The organism is Myceligenerans indicum (assembly GCF_016742955.1).
In the GTDB taxonomy this organism is placed as follows: domain Bacteria; phylum Actinomycetota; class Actinomycetes; order Actinomycetales; family Cellulomonadaceae; genus Myceligenerans; species Myceligenerans indicum.
The window spans coordinates 34,422-51,838 of record NZ_JABBYC010000033.1 but is presented as its reverse complement, the minus strand read 5'-3'; the positions used below and the strand labels follow the sequence as shown (position 1 = coordinate 51,838).

The following is a 17,417-nucleotide window of genomic DNA, read 5'->3' as shown; positions in this document are numbered from 1 at the left end:
TCTACACGAGCCTTATCGTCGGCAGCGTCAGATGTGTATAAGAGACAGCCCCCCCACATCCCCGCCCCGACCGGCAAGGCGCCGGATCCGGACGTGCTGTTCGAGAACTTCGGCACATGGGCGGCCGACGGCGGTCGTCCGCTCTACCCGCACCAGGAGGAGGCACTCCTGGAACTCATGACGGGCTCCCACGTCATCCTCGCCACGCCCACCGGGTCGGGGAAGTCGATGGTCGCGATGGGCGCGCAGTTCGCGGCGCTCGCGGCGAACCGGTCCGGGCGCGGCGGGCGCACCTACTACACGGCGCCGCTGAAGGCGCTGGTCAGCGAGAAGTTCTTCGACCTGGTGGCGGCGTTCGGGTCGAAGAACGTGGGCATGATGACCGGCGACTCCGCGGTCAACCCGGACGCCCCCATCATCTGCTGCACCGCGGAGATCCTGGCGAACCTGGCGCTGCGCCAGGCCCGCAACGACGGCGGCCCGCTGACCGGCGACGACGCGATCGCCCAGGTGGTCATGGACGAGTTCCACTACTACGGCGACCCGCAGCGCGGCTGGGCCTGGCAGGTGCCGCTGCTGGAACTGCCCGACACCCAGTTCCTGCTCATGTCGGCGACGCTGGGCGACACCACGACGCTGCGCGAGGACCTGGAGACCCGCACCGGACGCGACGTCGCCGAGGTGGCCGGCGCCGAACGGCCCGTCCCGCTGGAGTTCGCCTACGTGGTGGAGCCCCTCACCGACACGATCTCCGAGCTGGTGCAGACCCACCGGGCCCCGGTGTACGTGGTGCACTTCACGCAGAAGGACGCCGTCGACCGCGCGCAGGCCCTGCTGTCCATGAAGCTCGCCGACAAGGCCGAGAAGGAGGCGATCATCACCGAGATCGGCGCCTTCCGGTTCGGCACGGGCTTCGGCAGGACCCTGAGCAAGTTCCTGCGCGCCGGCATCGGCGTGCACCACGCCGGCATGCTGCCCAAGTACCGCCGTCTGGTGGAGCGCCTGACGCAGAAGGGGCTGCTGAAGGTGGTGTGTGGCACCGACACCCTCGGCGTCGGCATCAACGTGCCGATCCGCACCGTGCTGCTGACCAGCCTCGTGAAGTTCGACGGCGAGCGCATGCGCCACCTCACGGCGCGCGAGTTCCACCAGATCGCGGGCCGCGCCGGCCGGGCGGGCTTCGACACCCTCGGCGAGGTCCTGGTCATGGCGCCCGAACACGTGATCGAGAACCGCAAGGCGCTGCTCAAGGCGGGCGACGACCCGAAGAAAAAGAAGAAGATCGTCCGCAAGAAGGCGCCCTCCGGTGCGGTGAACTGGACCGACTCCACGTTCGAACGCCTGCGCGACGCCGCTCCCGAGCCCCTGAGCAGCAACTTCACCGTCTCTCACGCGATGGTGCTGAACGTGCTGGCACGTCCCGGCGGCGACCCCGTCGCGGCGATGCGGCACCTGCTGACCGTGAACCACGACACCGAGGCCGCCCGGGCCAAGCACGTGCGACAGGCCTTCCGGATCTACCGCAGCCTGCGCCAGGCCGGTGTCGTGGAACGGATCCGCATCCCGGACGCCTCCCGGCCGTCGGGCTACCGCCCGAGCGCCCGGCTCACGATGGACCTCCCCCGCGACTTCGCGCTGAACCAGACGCTCTCCCCGTTCGCGCTCGCCGCCATGGACCTGCTCGACGTCGACAGCCCCACGCACGCCCTGGACGTCGTTTCGGTCATCGAGGCGACGCTCGACGACCCGCGCCAGGTGCTGTTCGGCCAGCAGAAGACGGCGCGCGGCGAGGCGGTCGCCGCGATGAAGGCCGAGGGCATCGAGTACGACGAGCGCATGGAGCTGCTGGAGGAGGTCACCTGGCCCAAGCCGCTCCAGGACCTGCTGGAGCCGGCGTTCGCCACCTACAAGCAGACGAACCCGTGGGTGGCGGACGCGGAGCTGTCGTGCAAATCGGTGGTGCGCGACATGCTGGAGAAGGCGATGACCTTCGGCGAGCTGGTCAGCGCCTACGGTCTGGAGCGTACGGAGGGCGTGGTGCTGCGCTACCTGGCCGACGCGTTCCGCGCCGTGCGCCAGGTGGTGCCCGACGAGCACCGCACCGAGGACGTCCACGAGGTCATCGAGTGGCTCGGCGAGCTGGTGCGCAACGTCGACTCGTCGCTGCTCGACGAGTGGGAGCGGCTGCAGAACCCTGTGGACGACGACGCCGACCTGGTCGTGGAGGGTGAGCTCGCCGAGGCCGGCGCGGAGGCACCCGCGCGCCCCGTCACCGGGAACACCCGCTCGTTCCGCCGGCTGGTGCGCAACGCGATGTTCCGCCGCGTCGAGCTGGCCGCGCGGGAGGCGTACGAGGCGCTCGGCTCGCTCGACGGCGCGCTCGGCATGAACGCGGACGCCTGGGGCGACGCGCTGGACCCGCTGTTCGAGGAGCAGGGCGACGACGCGATCGGCATCGGCCCGCAGGCCCGTGCCGCGAGCCTGATCACGATCGTCGAGCCCGGCGGCGAACTGCCGGACGGCAGTCGCGTCCCCGAGGGCACGTGGTGGGTGCGGCAGGTGCTCGACGACGCGGACGGCAACCACGACTGGGCCATCACCGCGGGGGTCGACCTGGCCGCGAGCGACGAGGCCGGCCAGGTCATGCTGCGGGCCCTGCGCGTCGGAACCATCTGACCGGGACCCTCCTGCGGGCGGGGTCCGGCGGTCACCGGCGGACCCCCTCACCGGATGGTCGATCTCCGGCAAGCCTCCCGTTCGTCATATTTTGCCGATCATTTGCTCTTTGGTGACAAATTTGTAGACTCCGCTATTGTTACCCGAGTCAGCAACGAAGCTGACTCGTCCGACAACAGGAGTCTGGTCATGCACACCTTGTCTCGCATCAGATCGTCCCGTACCGGAGCCGCCCTGACCGGGCCGGCCGTCGCCCTCGCCACCGCCGCCCTCATCGCCTCGACCTCCGCCGTCGCACCCCCCGCCGCCGCCGACGGCCCCGGCAGCGGCGACCCGTGGGTCGTCACGCTCGGCGACTCGTACATCTCGGGGGAGGCCGGGCGCTGGGCCGGCAGCTCCAACGACGACTACCACCGCGCCGACGCGCTGGGCCCGAGCGCGTACCACGACAACGCGTCCGGCACCGGCGAGACCATCCCGGGCTGCCACCGGGCGGAGTCCGCCGAGGCGTACATCGGCGCGGGCACCAGGGGGCTCAACCTCGCGTGCAGCGGCGCGGAGACCGCGACGTCCACGGGGTCGGACTTCAAGCCCGGCATCGACTTCTACGACGGCTCCGCCGGACAGGGGCAGGCGCTGGCGCTGCAGGAGGCGGCCGCCACCCGGAACGTGAGCATGGTCGTGGTCTCGATCGGGGGCAACGACTTCGACTTCGCCGGCATCGTGCAGCAGTGCGTGGTGGACTTCCTCACCTCACCCACCTGGTGGAAGAACTACTGCCACGACGACGACTCGGTCGAGGCCAACTTCACCTCCGCGAACGTCGCGGCCGTTCGGGCCGAGGTCGCCGGCGCACTCGGGAACGTGGCGACCGCCATGCGCAACGCCGGATACGACGACAGCCAGTGGACGCTCGTCGTCCAGACCTACCCGTCCCCGGTCCCGAACGGGGGCGGGATCCGGTACTCCCAGTCGGGATACACGCGCCAGTTCACCGGCGGCTGTGGCCTGTGGAACGCGGACGCGAACTGGGCGAACTCCACGGCGCTGCCGGTTATCAACGGCGCGCTGCTCGGCGCGGCGTCGGACGTGGGCCTGTCGAACGTGCGCACCCTCGACATGACGCACGCGTTCGACGGGCAGCGCCTGTGCGAGGAGGGCGTGGGCCTGTACGAGGAGGTCGGCCTGGCGAACTGGCAGTCGCCGGGCGCGGTCGACAGCACGGAGTGGGTCAACCAGATCCGCACCGTCTCCACGATCGGCGACTCCCCGTACGCGGTCCAGGAGTCGCTGCACCCCAACTACTGGGGTCAGCTCGCCCAGCGCAACTGCCTGCGCCAGGTGTGGAACGGCGGCAGCCCGGTCAGCGGAAGCTGCGTGATCGGCGGCCTGGGCGCGACGACGCTCACCGCGACGGGCGAGCCGCGCATGACCCTGGGGCCGCTCGACCAGGAGGTCATGTCGCTCGGCGAGAAGTGACGCCGCTCGGTCAGGAACCCGGCACGGACCGCTGAACGGCCCGGTGGCCCGGGTCTCCGGGGCGAGCGCGTCGCACCGGAGACCCGGGCCACCAGGGCGAGCGCGCCCGGCGCCGGTCAGGCAGCGCGCCGATAGGTGGGCAGCAGCGCGTCGCTGGGCACGATCTCCTTGCCCAGCGGCATCAGCGACACGGGGATGAGCTTGAGGTTCGCCCACCCCATCGGGATGCCGATGATCGAGACGAACAGCGGGATCGCCGTGAGGATGTGACCGATCGCGAGCCACCAGCCGGCCACGATCACCCAGATCACGTTGCCCACGAGCGAGAACGCCTCGCCCACTCCGGACTGCTGCTTGTCCACCACCGCGCGGCCGAAGGGCCACAGGGCGTAGACGGCGATCCGGAAGGACGCGATGCCGAACGGGATCGTCACGATCAGCAGGCAGCAGATGATGCCCGCCAGCGCGTAGCCGAGAAACAGGCCGAGTCCCGCGAAGACGAACCAGATGATGTTCAGCAGCGTCCGAAGCATGGTCCGATTCTGCCGCATGCCGCGGCCCGGACGTCACCAGGTATCGCCCTGATCCGTCCCTGATCACGGCCGCAGCCACCAGCACACCCGCACCGGGCCCGCCCTCGCGGGCGCGCGCCACCCGCGGACGGCCGTTGCGTCGCCGGGCAGCCACGGATCCATACACTCGGACCGTGCCGTCTTCCTCCATCGCCGATCGCCTCGCCGCCGTCCGTTCCCGCATCGACACCGCCGCCCGCACCGCCGGGCGCGACCCCGGCGAGGTCCGCCTCCTGGTCGCGACCAAGACCCAGGACGCCGACGCCGTGCGCGCCGCGGTCGAGGCCGGTGTCGACCTGATCGGCGAGAACCGCGTGCAGGAACTCGTCGCGAAGGCTCCCGCGCTGGCCGACCGCGTCGCGGCGGGCACGCTCGAGGTCCACATGATCGGGCATCTGCAGCGCAACAAGATCAACCAGGTGCTGTCCACGTCGACCGGGGTCGAGACGGTCGACGCGCTGGCCCTCGCCCGGGCGCTGTCCACGCGATGCGTCCGCGACGACCGCACGCTGGACGTGATGGTCCAGGTGAACGTGTCGGGCGAGGACACCAAGTCCGGCGTCGTGCCCGGCGACGCCGTCCCGCTCGCCCTCGACGTCGCCGCCCTGCCCGGCCTGCGCCTGACGGGCTTCATGACGATCGGCGCCCACCTGGACGCCGGCGGCGAGCCGGCCGGCGACGCCGCCGTCCGCGCCGGGTTCGCCCGTCTGCGCGCGATCCGCGACGAGGTCCTGGCGTCGGACGCCCCCGGCACCGCCGACGCCCGAGAGCTCTCCATGGGCATGACGACCGACCTGGACCTCGCGATCGCGGAGGGCGCCACGATCGTCCGCGTCGGCACGGCGGTCTTCGGCCCCCGCGCCCGCTAGGCCCCGGGAATGGGCCCCGGGAACGAGCCGGCCTCCGGTGTGGGCGGGGCTAGCGGGCGATGGGGGCCGCCGTCCCTCCGGTGAGGGCCAGGAGGTCGGCAGGCGCCAGGCCGGCCTCCAGGCCCCGGCGCCCGGCGGAGACGTAGACGACGTCGAACGCCTCGGCCGACTCGTCCAGCACCGTGACGTGCCGCTGCTTCTGGCCGAGCGGCGAGATACCGCCCGCCACGTAGCCGGTCGCCCGTTCGGCCCGCGCGACGTCGGCCATCGCCGCCTTCTTCCCGCCGACCGCCCTGGCGAGCGCCTTCAGGTCCAGCTTGTGGTCCACGGGCACGATGCCGACGGCGAGCACGCCGTCGACGTCGGCCAGGAGCGTCTTGAACACCTGCCCGGAAGGCAGCCCGAGCGCGTCGGCCGCCTCGGCACCGAAGTCGTCCCGGGACCCGTCGTGCTCGTAGGCACGCAGCACATGGTTGACGCCGGCCGTCTCCAGGGCCAGGACGGCCGGCGTCCCGCCACCGCCGGCCCCCGCACGCTTCTTCTTCGCCACGAGCCACATTGTCGCGGACCCTCCGACAGGCCTGCCGCCCCGTCCACGCGCCCGGGGAGGAACCACTCGGGGTTCGCGGCTCGCGGTCCGGGCCGCACCGCAGGTGGCCCGAGGGCGCGTTGCCCGAGCGTACAGTTGCCCCGTGCTCGCTCTCCTCGTCCTGGCAATCCTGGTGGGCGGGTCCCTCCAACGCGTGGCCGGCATGGGGTTCGGGCTGGTGGCCGGGCCGTTCATCGTGCTGCTCGTGGGCCCGCTGGAAGGAGTGCTGCTGGTCAACGTCGTCGGTGCCGCGATGGCGCTGCTGATCATCGGCCGGGTGCTCCGCGAGGTGGACTGGCGGCGGTACGCGTGGCTCGTGGCCGCCTCGGTGAGCGTCAGCGTCCCGGCGGCGCTCCTGCTGCGCGGCGCGAGCTCGGCGGCCCTGGAGATCGGCATCGGGCTCGTCGTCATCGGTGCCATGACGCTGGCCCTCGTCACGGCGCGCCTGCGCGGTGAGCGGCGCCGGTTCGCCGCGCGGGACCCGCGCCCCCTGCTCGTGACCGGCGCCGCCTCCGGGGTCGGCAGCGTCGCGGCAGGGATCGGCGGGCCGCCGCTCGCCGTGTACGCCGTCCTGGACCGGTGGGACACCAGGTCGTTCGCCGCCACGGCGCAGCCGTTCTTCATGACCAACGCGCTCGCCGCGATGGCGGCCAAGCTCCTCTTCGCCGGGGCGACGTTCCCGGCGTTCGCGGTCTGGGAGTGGCTCGTGATCGGGCTCGCACTCGTCGGCAGCATCGCCCTGGGCGAGCTTCTCGCCCCGCGCCTCTCGCGGGAGGCGACCCGGCGCGTTCTCGTCGTCCTGGCCTACGTGGGTGGCGCGGCGACACTCGCCCGGGGCGTCGCACAGCTGCTGTGACGCGGCGGCCGGCCACCGACACCATCTTGTGACGCCGTCTCGTGAGGCCGCTCACGATGTGGGCCGCGCCACTGATCCGGACGTGCGCGCCCGGTATTGTCGGAGCGATCCCATTTCCTCAAGGAGAGGATGCTCCCATGCCCGTCGCCGCTCCCGCGAGCCCCTTGCTGCGGCCCGCGACCGCGTCCGACGTCCCGGCCCTGGTCGAGCTCAACAACGCCGCAACACCGGCGGTCCCGGTGACCCCGGCCGACGCGATGCAGGACCTCCTGGACATCTCGTCGCTCGCACTGGTCGCCACGGACCCCGAGAACAGCGCTGACCCGCTCGGCTTCCTCCTCGCCCTGGACCCCGGTGCCGAGTACTCGTCGGAGAACTACGACTGGTTCGAGGATCGCGGCCTGGATCACCTGTACGTGGACCGCATCGTGCTGGGCGAGCGCGCCCGCAACCGCGGCATCGGCCGTCAGCTCTACGACGCCGTGTTCGACGCCGCCCGCGAGGCCGCGCGCGACGTCGTCACCTGTGAGATCAACCTCGACCCGCCGAACCCCGGATCGATGCGGTTCCACGGCCGGCTCGGGTTCGAGCAGACCGGCGAGCAGCTCACCAAGGGCGGCGAGGTCCTGGTCGCGAAGATGGCGGCCCAGGTCCCCGAGCGGGTCTGACACCGCCGGCCCGGGGACCCGGAAGACACCGTCAGCGCAGGCGGTCGAGCGCCCCGCGCACCCCTCGCACCCCTGGCGCGGCGAGCGCGGCCCTGGCGGCCGTCTCGTCGACGCCGACGAGCAGGGTCACGAGCGCCACGCGCAGGTCTCCCCCGACGTCCCGCAGAGCCCGCTCGCAGTCCTCCGTCGGCCGGCCCGTGGCCTGCTCGAGGAGGCGCACCAGCCGGCCGCGCAGCTTGTCGTTCGTGGCGACCACCTCGACCATGAAGTTCGAGTAGGTCTTGCCCAGCCGGACCATCACGGCGGTGGAGAGCGTGTTCAGCACGAGCTTCTGCGCCGTACCCGCCTTCATCCGGGTGGATCCGGTGATGGCCTCGGCCCCGGTGTCGACCAGGATGGCGACGTCGGCCAGCGGGGCCAGCGGCGCGAGCGGGTTCGACGCGAGCAGCACGGTCGACGCGCCGATCTCCCGGGCCGCCTCGAGCGCACCGCGCACGTAGGGCGTACGGCCGCTGGCCGCGATGCCGACGACGACGTCGTTCGGGGAGGCGTCGTCGAGCAGCGCCCGCCCTGCCGCGACATCGTCCTCGGCCCCCTCGACGGCCCGGGCGAACGCACCGGCACCTCCCGCGAGGTGCGCGACGAACATCTCCTGCCCGACCCCGAACGTGGGCAGCAGCTCGGCGGCGTCCATGAACGCCATCCGCCCCGAGGTGCCGGATCCCGCGTAGTGCACGCGCCCGCCGGCGAGGATCCCTTCGACGGCGATGTCGACCGCCGCGACGATCTGCGGGTGCTGCGCGCGCACCGCGTCCACGACCCGCGCGTCCTCGTCCGAGATCATCGCCACCAGCTCGGCCGTGGGGACGACGTCGATGTCCCGCGTACGCGGGTTGCGCTCCTCCGTCGGCGACGAGACCCGCACCGGCGGGACAGAATCAGCCCTCTCGTACCTCATGTCGGTGATCATCATGGTTCTCCTTCCCGACCGGCAGCTCGACCGTGCCGGCTGGAACTGGCCACGGCACGCACCCTGTCGCTCACGCTGGTCCCTCTTTTGTCACACCCGGCATCCGACCGCGTGAAATGCAGTTACCCGACTTGCCGCCACTCGCGGAGATTACCTCCACGCAGTAGGGGCGAATAACCATCACCACCGACCGTTATCGAAACGTGATCTTATCCATGTCACGCGAGCTGTGCAGCACGACACGCCGAGGGCGCCACGCGGCTCCAATAGCACACTGCGGCATGCCGGATATTTCGCGAGTAATATGCGCGAATTTCCACGACTCTTTACGCAATCTTGGGGGGAAATCGTGGCAGAATGGATTGGTGCAGACTGACACAGAGGCGGACGGGACAGCCCTCGGTGACACCCCGGGCTGGATCGTCGCCATGGACGTGGGTGGCAGCGGCTCACGGCTGACCGCCGAGTTCAGGGACGGCGGCAGGCAGCGTGAGGGCATCACGATCACGCTGGAGGGTGAGCCCGTCAAGATGCTGCCCGAGGGCAGCAATGCCGCGCAGGTCGTCAGGGGACTCTGTGAAACATTTCTCTATTGGGTGAAGAATGCGGAATACCACTTCCAGCAGCCCCCGCACGTCCTCGCTGCCGCCGTCGGGACGACCGGCCTCACCACGGTGGTGCCCAGCGCCTCCGAGATCCACGACATCATGGGCTCGATGCTGCAGACCAACCGTACGGCGGTCGCCGGCGACGCGCTGACCGCTCACATGGGCGCCCTGCGCGGTCGCGCGGGTGCGGTGCTCTCGGTCGGCACCGGGGCGGTCGCCTTCTCGTTCGACCAGAAGGGCCGCTGGCACCGAGCCGACGGCTGGGGCCATCTGCTCGGTGATCTGGGCGCCGGTGTCTGGGTGGGCACCGAGGCGCTGCGCGCTGCCACCGCCGCGCACGACGGACGCACGCGAGGCAAGTCCGAGCGCCTCCTCGAGGTCGCCACGCAGAAGCTCGGCCCGGTCGCCAGCTGGCCCGCCCAGCTGTACATGAGCAGCGACCGCGCGGCCAAGCTCGCGTCCTTCGCCCCCGCGGTGATGAGCGCGGCAGCCGCCGGTGACACCACGGCGCACGGAATCCTGGTCGAGGCCGGGCGCCATCTCGCGGCGACGCTGGCCACCGCGCTCAGCCCCGACATCCCGCAGCTCGCGTCGATCACCGGCAGGCTCGCGCACCGCCCGTCCCCGCTGACCGAGTCCCTGCACGAGAACCTCATGCAGGAACGCCCCGGCGTCCGGCTGGTGCCGTGCGAGGGCACGCCGCTCGACGGCGCCAGGGTGCTGGCGCGCCGCCTCGCGGCCGATCCGTCCAGCGTGGTCGGCTATCGTCCGTGGCTGACGGTGCGGGTCGACGGTCGTCACACCACCGGCGAGCACGCCGATATGGGGGCAGATATGTTCAGCTCCATGTCCACCGCGCAGTTCTCCGCGACGGAACTGCCGGACGTCCTGCCCGACACCCCGGGGCTCGCATGATGCCCCGGGGCCCGATGACAACTGGAGATCCCGCCGATGACCGGTGACGTGCTCGTCAAGCTCCGACGCTCGCTCCCGACGCTGCGCCCCGCCGAGGCGCGTGTCGCCGAGACGGTGCTGGAGAACCCGAGCCTGGTCGTCGCCTCCACGATCACCGAGCTCGCCGGCGAGGCCGACACGTCCCAGGCGACGGTCGTCCGCTTCTGCCGCGCGATCGGCTACGCGGGCTACCCCGAGTTCCGGATCGATCTCGCCCAGGCCACCAGCCGCCGCGACCTCGAGCTCGAACGGTCGGGCATCGCCCAGGGTGAGCTCACCCAGACCGACGGCGTCGACGACGTCGTCAACAAGATCGCCTTCCACGAGGCCCGCACCATCGAGGACACGGCCCGCACGGTGGACCGTGAGGTCCTCGACAAGCTCGCGGAGGCCATCTCCACGGCGCCGCAGCTTGCCGTGTACGGCGTGGGCGCCTCTCACATCGCGGCGCTGGATCTCGCGATCAAGCTGCAGCGCATCGGACGGATCGCCTTCTGCTCGCCCGACGCGGACCTGCAGCAGTCCTCGGCCGCGGTGCTCGACCCGGGTGCGGTCGCGATCGGCATCTCGCACAGCGGCCAGACCCGGGCGACGAACACCGCCCTGGAGCTGGCCCGGCAGCGCGGTGCCATCACCGCCGCGATCACCAACTACCCCGACGCGCCGATCGGCAGGGTCGCCGACCTCGTGCTGGCCACCACCGCGCGGGAGACCAAGTTCCGCGCGGGCGCCATGGCGAGCCGTATCGCGCAGCTGACCATCGTGGACTTCCTGTTCGTCCGGGTCGCGCAGCGCACCTACGAGAAGTCGCAGGAGGCCATCCGCCTCACGGCCGACGCGGTGGCGGACCAGCGCATGGCGTTCAACCGCCCCTCCCGCAACGACTGACCACGCGCGCCGCGTGCGTTCCGCGCCGGAAGGCGTCACGCACGCGGCGCGTCTCAGGCGGACGTCCGGGCCGGTGTGGCGCCGGCCTTGATCAGGCCGTAGACGTAGGCGCCCGTGACGGCCTCCCAGGCCGCCTCGATGACGTTCGGGCCGACGCCGACCGTGGACCAGGAGTGCTCGCCGTCGGCGGTCTCCACGAGCACGCGGGTGCGGGCGTCGGTCCCCTGGTCCGTGTCGAGGATACGGACCTTGAAGTCGATCAGCTCGAACCGCTCGAGCACCGGGTACTCGGCCGTCAGCGCCTGCCGCACCGCACGATCCAGCGCGTCGACCGGACCGCTGCCCTCCCCGGTCGCGACGATCCGCTGGTCGCCCACGGTGATCTTCACGGTCGCCTCGGCGAACGCCTCGGCCTCGGGCCCGTACACGTCGGCGGGCGTGTGCCCGTCCGGGACGGTCTCCACGATGGTGCGCCACGACTGCGTCTCGAAGTACCGGGGCAGGTCACCGAGCTCGTCCCGGAGCACGAGCTCGAACGACGCGTCGGCGGCCTCGTAGGTGTAGCCGCGCGCCTCGTCCTGCTTGACGCGGTCCGTGACCCGGGCGAGGACGTCCTTCTGGTCGGACAGGTCGAACCCGAGCTCGCGTCCCTTCAGCTCCACCGAGGCACGCCCCGCCATGTCGCTGACCAGCATCCGCATGTCGTTCCCGACGTCCTTCGGATCCATGTGCTGGTACAGGTCGGGGTCCACGCGGATAGCGCTGGCGTGCAGGCCCGCCTTGTGCGTGAACGCGCTCTGCCCCACGTACGGCTGGCGCGCGAAGGGCGAGATGTTCGTGATCTCGCTGATCGCGTGGGCGATACGCGTCGCCTCGCGCAGCCCGGTCTCCGGGACCAGCTCCATCCCGAGCTTGAGCTGGAGGTTCGCGGTCACCGCGATGAGGTCGGCATTCCCCGTGCGCTCGCCGTACCCGTTCACGGTCCCCTGGACGTGCGTCGCGCCGGCCTCGACCGCTGCCAGCGTGTTGGCGACGGCGCAGCCGGAGTCGTTGTGGGCGTGCACGCCGAGCATGTGCCCGGTCTCGCGGCCGCCCACGCCGTCGAGCACCTCCGCGACGATCTGCGACACCCACGTGGGGATCATCCCGCCGTTCGTGTCGCAGAGGCAGACCACCTCGGCCCCTGCCTCGAAGGCCGTACGTGCGGCGGTCAGGGCGTAGTCGGCGTCGTGGCGGTAGCCGTCGAAGAAGTGCTCCGCGTCGAGCACGACCCGGCGGCCCTCGCGGGAGAGGAACTCCACGGTGTCCCGGATCATGGCGAGGTTCTCGTCGCGCGTGGTCCTCAACGCCCGCTCGACGTGTCGCGAGTCGGACTTGGCCACGAGCGTGACCACGGGCGTCTCGGCGTCGAGCAGGGCACGGACCTGCGGGTCGTCCCCGGCGCGGGTTCCGGCCCGGCGGGTGGCGCCGAACGCGGCGAGCACGGCGTTGCGCAGGGTCAGCTCCTTGGCCGCGCGGGCGAAGAAGTCGGTGTCCTTGGGTACCGCGCCCGGCCAGCCGCCCTCGATGAACCCGACACCGAGCTCGTCCAGCTGCTCGGCGATCGCGAGCTTGTCCGTGACCGAGAGGTTCATGCCCTCCTGCTGGGCCCCGTCGCGCAGGGTGGTGTCGTAGACGTGGAACGGTGTGCGCATGCGTCGGGTCTCTTCCGTGCGAGGATCCGCGGCCCTGCCGGGCCGGGACTGGCGTGCGAGAACGTGCGGAGGAGCTTGTGGCTCTGCGGGCAAAGAAAAAGACCCTCCGGGGTGCGGAAGGTCTGCGCGTCCAGCGAAAGCAGCTGGACGCGCTAGCAAATGATGATCGCCGGACGCGGGGTGATGCGCAGGGTCATGCGGGCCATGGTGCCACAGGTCCGGCCGGCGCGGTAGGTGTGCTCCAGGATTCGGGATCTCCTACCGCGCCGGCGGGCCCGTCACATGTCGTGGCGACGGGTGAGCTCCAGGCGGGAGCGGGTGACCAGCCAGGCGGCCCCGGCGGCGAGCAGCGGAAGGCCCACGAGCAGCAGACCCGCCCACTGCCACGGCACGTGCAGCGTCCAGCGCGGGTCCGGGAAGTCACCCCGATAGCGTTCGAGGAGGACGAACGCCCAGGCCGTGAGGATCCCGAGTCCCGTACCGAGCACGGCCCCGGTCACCGACACGACCGCCGCCTGCGCGGCGACGAGCCGGCGTCGCGTCGCCGGGGACGCTCCTGCCGCCGTGAGCGTCGCCAGATCGGCCCGGCTGTCCGCGGCCGCGAGCGCCGCCGCGAGCCAGGTCGCGACCAGGGCGACGACGCCGCCGACCAGCGCGAGCGCGAAGGGCGTGGGGTCCGGGCGGTCGGCTTCGGTGCGCGGACCCAGCTCCGCGTAGACGAAGATGCCGTCGCGAACCTCCGCGAGGGTCTGGCGCAGCCGTTCCTCGGAGAGGGCGGTGGGTTCCGTCTCGGGGATCAGGGCCACGCCGGCGCGGACGACGTCGAGGCCGAGTTCGTCGGCGGCCTCGGGCGACAGCACGATACCGTCGAGAACCTCGTTGACACGTCCCGCGCCGGCGGCGGCGAGCCGCTTCTCGGACGTCTCCTGCTCACCTTCGACGACGACCTCGCCGTCGTCGCCGAACTCCGGCTCGATGTAGCGCGTCACCACGATCGTGGCCGTCCCGTCGGCATTCATCACCGGTGGTGCCACAACCACCTTCCCGGCGCCCAGCGCACGCGAGGCGGCCTCGGGGTCGGTGTACGGCAGGACCGCGGTGATGTCGCCGTCCGAGACCAGCGGCATCCAGAGTCCGTTGCCGGACCACGTGTCGAGCTGTGCGTCGAGACACTCGCGGTCGCCGTCGTCGCACACCTCGTCGGCGTCCGCCGCCCGGATCTCCTCCAGCAGGTCCTGCGAGAGCAGGATCTCGGTGAAGTCGGAGCCCGGCGAGACGACGGTCCGCAGTTCGACGGCCCGTGCGGGGCCGAGCACGTCGTGGGACACCTCGACGACCCGCTCCAGTTCGGCATCCGTCAGCGGTTCCCCGGCCTGACCGTGCTGGATCAGGACCACGCCGTCGTTCACGCGGGCGCCGTAGGAGGCGCTCTGGAACGCCTGTGCCGAGGCGAAGTACGACACGGCCCCTACCCCGGTTCCGACCGCCGCCACGACGGCCACCACGGCGGGAACGGTCCGGGAGCGCTGCCGCACGGCGTCGCGCAGGGCGAAGCGTCCGGAGAGCGGCAGCAGCGGCGCCACACGTCCGACCGTGGCCAGGATCGCGCCCATCGCCAGGATGACGCCCAGCTCGGCGAGCACGACGCCGGTGACGATCCACCAGGGCTCCTGCCGGACCGGCCCTGCCAGGGCCACGACGACACCGGCACCGGCCAGGACGGCCCCGGCCACCAGGAGCCACGGCCGGGGTGGTTTCCGCGGGAACCGGCCCGCCAGGGCCGCCGTCACGTCGGTGCGCCCGGCGGCCCATGCGGCAGGCATCGCCGCGACCGCGGCGAGGAGCGCCCCTCCGGGGACGAGCAGTGCGAGCAGGGGCGGGACCACGAGATTGGGCAGCGGGCGCAGGAACAGGTCGATGGCGACCACCCCGCCGATGCCGAGGCCGAGGCCGGCGACCGCCGCCACGAGTCCCGTCACGATCGCGCCGGAGAGCGTCACGTACCGCAGCGTGGCCCGGTCTCCGCCTGACGCCGCCACGACCGCGAGGCTCCGCGCGGCGGACCTGCGGCCGATCGCGAACGCCGGCATCACGATGAGGATCCCCTGGGCGAGTGCGATCCCCATCACCGCCGCCACCATCAGCATCAGATCGAGATCGGCCCCGGACGGCTCGGGCATCGCCTCAGGGGGCGGGTCCTGCGCCAGGGCCGGGCTGATCACCGTGCTTCCCAGGGCGTTCACCGCGCGCGCCTCGTCCCAGGTGATGGGCTCCGGCGAGTCGACGTACCAGTCCCGCGTCGCGGGCCAGGCGCCGGGCTCGGGCATGTGCGTGAAGGGAACGAGCGGCCCGTCGACGTCGACCACGGCCGTGATGGTGGTCGCCTGCCGGGCGGCGAGCAGGCCGGTGACGTCGAGATGGTCCAGGTCGATCTCCTCGCCGTCGTCGTCCCAGCCGTTGACCGTCACGGTCTCCCCGATCGCGACGCCGAGGAGTTCCGCGACGGAGGTGTCGAGAGCGATCTCGTCGCTCCCGTCCGGGAGCCGGCCGGCGTCGAGGGGGTAGACGGCGGCAACCTCGGGAACGGACAGATCCGTCTGGTGGATCTGCACCGGCCAGCGCAGACCGGTCCCCTGAAGATTGCGGTCACCGGCGAGCACGGGGTACAGCGTCGATCCCGCGGGCAACGCCTCGGCCAGCTTCTCGCCGTACTCGTCGACCGTGAGCAGTTCGCCGTTGTCGTCAAGGCCGCTGTCGTTGTCACGCCGCTGCTCGTGCACCGGGTTTCCCACGAGGTCCTGGGAGTCGACCGCCGTGGTGCTCCAGTCGATGCGGGCCTCGAGCTCGGGCCCGACCATCTGTGCGGCATAGGTCGTGGGGGTCGGGTCGCGTGATTCCAGCCAGGTGAGGAACAGCGACGCCGCCGCCACCGGCAGCCCCACCATGAGTGTGACCAGGACTGTCCGGACCTTGTGCCGCCGCGCGTCGCGCACCCCGTAGCGCAGCGCGACCCGCCAGCGACCCCACCAGCGCGCCATCCGGCCCCTCACCGGCCGGCTCCGGCCACGCCGTCGTCGGGGTCGTCCGCGGCGTGGCCGCCCGTGGCGGCTGCCCCCGCGAGCAGGCTCTCCGCGGAGGGCGCCGCCGTCGTGCCGTCCACGAGCAGCCCGTCACGGAGGAACACGGTCCGGTCCGCCCAGGCGGCGTGCCGCGCGTCATGGGTCACGAGCACCCCGGCCGCTCCCGCCTCCACCCGGGCCCGCAGGACGCGCAGCACGGCCTCGCCCGTGACGGAGTCCAGGGCGCCGGTGGGTTCGTCGGCGAGGAGCAGTCCGCGTGTCCCCACCAGGGCGCGGGCGATCGCGACCCGCTGCGCCTGACCGCCCGACATGTCGTCCGGGAACCGCGCTCCCATGTCCTCCATGCCGACCTCCGCAAGTGCGACCCTCGCATGCTCCCGGGCACGCCGCGCCGGCATCCCGTCCAGCTCCAGAGGCACCATCACGTTTTCCCGCGCGGTCAGTGCGGGCACGAGGTTGAAGTCCTGGAACACGTAGCCGATGTGCTTGCGGCGCAGCGCTGCGCGCTCCCTGGCGCCGGCGGAGCCCACGTCGCGTCCGGCCACCTCGACACGGCCCGACGTCGCCGTGTCGAGCCCGCCCGCCAGGTGCAGCAGGGTGGACTTGCCGGAGCCCGACGGCCCCATGACGGCCACCATCTCGCCCCGACGGACCTCGAGGTCGACCCCGCGGAGCGCGTGCACCTCGCCCGCGCCCTTGCCGTGCACCCGCGTCACGCCGGTCAGTTTCAGTGCGACGGCGCTCATCGGGTCGCCCCCTTCCGGTCCGCCGTCTTCCTCGCCGTCGCCGACGAGGGCGCGGGCGCGCCCTGCTCCGCGCGTTCCGGGTGCTGCCGCGCGGCCCGGACGACGCTCGCCTCGACGTGGTCGAGCCAGCGGATCTCCGCCTCGGCCGCGAAGACCAGCGAGTCCAGCACGAGGGACCAGGCGAGGTCGTCGCCCGCCTCCCGCTTGAGCCGGGTGAGGTCCCGCAGCACGGTCATCGTCGCGGTGCGCTGTCGCTGGACGATGGCCGGGACGTCGACCGGCTTCCCGTCGACGCGCACGGTGACCGCGAGCGCGAGCTTGATCGCGAGCTCGTCACGGGCCGGGGTGCCGCGGTCCACCGGGGTGTCCCACCACGAGCGCGCCTGCTCGGTTCCGTCGTCGGTGAGGCGGTAGGTCTCCGGAGCGTCCGGGTCGTCGGACCCGACGGGGGCGACCAGGCCGTCGCGTTCCAGACGGGACAGTGTGGAGTAGGCCTGGCCGATGTTCAGGGGCCAGGTGCCGCCGGTGCGGCGCTCGAACTCCTGGCGGAGCTGGTAGCCGTGCATGGGGCGCTCGGACAGGAGCACCAGCAGGGCATGCCGGACGGACATGAGATCCTCCGATAGTTACCGGGTAAGTGTCAGCGCCATACTTACTCAGTAAGCACGGGTCGTCAACCTCGCCCTCCCCGGCCGCTTGTGCAGATTTCATCGTGACTTTTGATTGATTCTCGGCATAAGCCGGGCTAGCGTGAAGACCGTCCGGGGC

Annotated in this window: 14 protein-coding genes; 7 read left to right on the top strand and 7 right to left on the bottom strand. The window is 71.8% G+C overall.

Features of this window, described 5'->3' with window-relative positions; all coding sequences use genetic code 11:
* The first annotated feature begins 33 nt into the window (after positions 1-33).
* Complete coding sequence (locus tag HGK34_RS15620; RefSeq protein WP_201849068.1) at positions 34-2,676, top strand: DEAD/DEAH box helicase; 2,643 nt, start codon at positions 34-36, stop codon at positions 2,674-2,676.
* Between the two features lie 189 nt (positions 2,677-2,865).
* Complete coding sequence (locus tag HGK34_RS15615) at positions 2,866-4,155, top strand: SGNH/GDSL hydrolase family protein (protein WP_201849066.1); 1,290 nt, start codon at positions 2,866-2,868, stop codon at positions 4,153-4,155.
* Between the two features lie 116 nt (positions 4,156-4,271).
* Here the strand turns inward: HGK34_RS15615 and HGK34_RS15610 are convergent, their stop codons facing one another.
* Positions 4,272-4,688: a YccF domain-containing protein gene (locus HGK34_RS15610; protein WP_201849064.1), complete on the bottom strand. Its 417-nt coding sequence runs from the start codon at positions 4,686-4,688 to the stop codon at positions 4,272-4,274.
* Positions 4,689-4,861: 173 nt separating this feature from the next.
* On the opposite strand from HGK34_RS15610, the gene HGK34_RS15605 reads away from it, so the two are divergent.
* Positions 4,862-5,596: a YggS family pyridoxal phosphate-dependent enzyme gene (locus tag HGK34_RS15605; RefSeq protein ID WP_201849062.1), complete on the top strand. Its 735-nt coding sequence runs from the start codon at positions 4,862-4,864 to the stop codon at positions 5,594-5,596.
* A gap of 49 nt (positions 5,597-5,645) precedes the next feature.
* Here HGK34_RS15605 and ybaK read toward each other — a convergent pair whose 3' ends face one another.
* On the bottom strand, positions 5,646-6,155 hold the full coding sequence (ybaK, locus tag HGK34_RS15600) for a Cys-tRNA(Pro) deacylase (protein ID WP_201849060.1): 510 nt from the start codon (positions 6,153-6,155) through the stop codon (positions 5,646-5,648).
* Positions 6,156-6,288: 133 nt separating this feature from the next.
* Here ybaK and HGK34_RS15595 point away from each other — a divergent pair, with 133 nt between their 5' ends.
* Together HGK34_RS15595 and HGK34_RS15590 are read left to right on the top strand one after the other, a co-directional pair.
* On the top strand, positions 6,289-7,041 hold the full coding sequence (locus HGK34_RS15595; protein ID WP_201849058.1) for a sulfite exporter TauE/SafE family protein: 753 nt from the start codon (positions 6,289-6,291) through the stop codon (positions 7,039-7,041).
* Positions 7,042-7,178: 137 nt separating this feature from the next.
* Entirely contained in the window at positions 7,179-7,709 is a 531-nt protein-coding gene (locus HGK34_RS15590) for a GNAT family N-acetyltransferase (protein WP_201849056.1), read from the top strand.
* Between the two features lie 31 nt (positions 7,710-7,740).
* Here HGK34_RS15590 and HGK34_RS15585 read toward each other — a convergent pair whose 3' ends face one another.
* Entirely contained in the window at positions 7,741-8,682 is a 942-nt protein-coding gene (locus tag HGK34_RS15585) for an N-acetylmuramic acid 6-phosphate etherase (RefSeq protein ID WP_244666813.1), read from the bottom strand.
* 362 nt (positions 8,683-9,044) lie between these two features.
* On the opposite strand from HGK34_RS15585, the gene HGK34_RS15580 reads away from it, so the two are divergent.
* Together HGK34_RS15580 and HGK34_RS15575 are read left to right on the top strand one after the other, a co-directional pair.
* Entirely contained in the window at positions 9,045-10,202 is a 1,158-nt protein-coding gene (locus HGK34_RS15580) for an N-acetylglucosamine kinase (RefSeq protein ID WP_201849055.1), read from the top strand.
* A 36-nt stretch (positions 10,203-10,238) separates the two neighbouring features.
* Positions 10,239-11,129 (top strand): MurR/RpiR family transcriptional regulator, encoded by an 891-nt coding sequence (locus HGK34_RS15575; protein WP_201849053.1) that lies wholly within the window; start codon positions 10,239-10,241, stop codon positions 11,127-11,129.
* A gap of 53 nt (positions 11,130-11,182) precedes the next feature.
* Here HGK34_RS15575 and cimA read toward each other — a convergent pair whose 3' ends face one another.
* From cimA to HGK34_RS15555, 4 genes are all read right to left on the bottom strand, one after another.
* Positions 11,183-12,823, bottom strand: coding sequence for a citramalate synthase (gene cimA / locus HGK34_RS15570; RefSeq protein ID WP_201849051.1), 1,641 nt, complete (start codon positions 12,821-12,823; stop codon positions 11,183-11,185).
* A 278-nt stretch (positions 12,824-13,101) separates the two neighbouring features.
* Positions 13,102-15,873: an FtsX-like permease family protein gene (locus HGK34_RS15565; RefSeq protein ID WP_201849049.1), complete on the bottom strand. Its 2,772-nt coding sequence runs from the start codon at positions 15,871-15,873 to the stop codon at positions 13,102-13,104.
* On the bottom strand, positions 15,870-16,649 hold the full coding sequence (locus HGK34_RS15560) for an ABC transporter ATP-binding protein (RefSeq protein WP_201849047.1): 780 nt from the start codon (positions 16,647-16,649) through the stop codon (positions 15,870-15,872). Before HGK34_RS15560 ends, HGK34_RS15565 begins: the two co-directional genes overlap by 4 nt.
* The gene (locus tag HGK34_RS15555) at positions 16,646-17,260 is read right to left on the bottom strand and encodes a PadR family transcriptional regulator (RefSeq protein WP_201849045.1); all 615 of its coding nucleotides are present in this window, start codon (positions 17,258-17,260) and stop codon (positions 16,646-16,648) included. The genes HGK34_RS15560 and HGK34_RS15555 overlap by 4 nt, the downstream gene beginning before the upstream one ends.
* Positions 17,261-17,417: the final 157 nt, after the last annotated feature.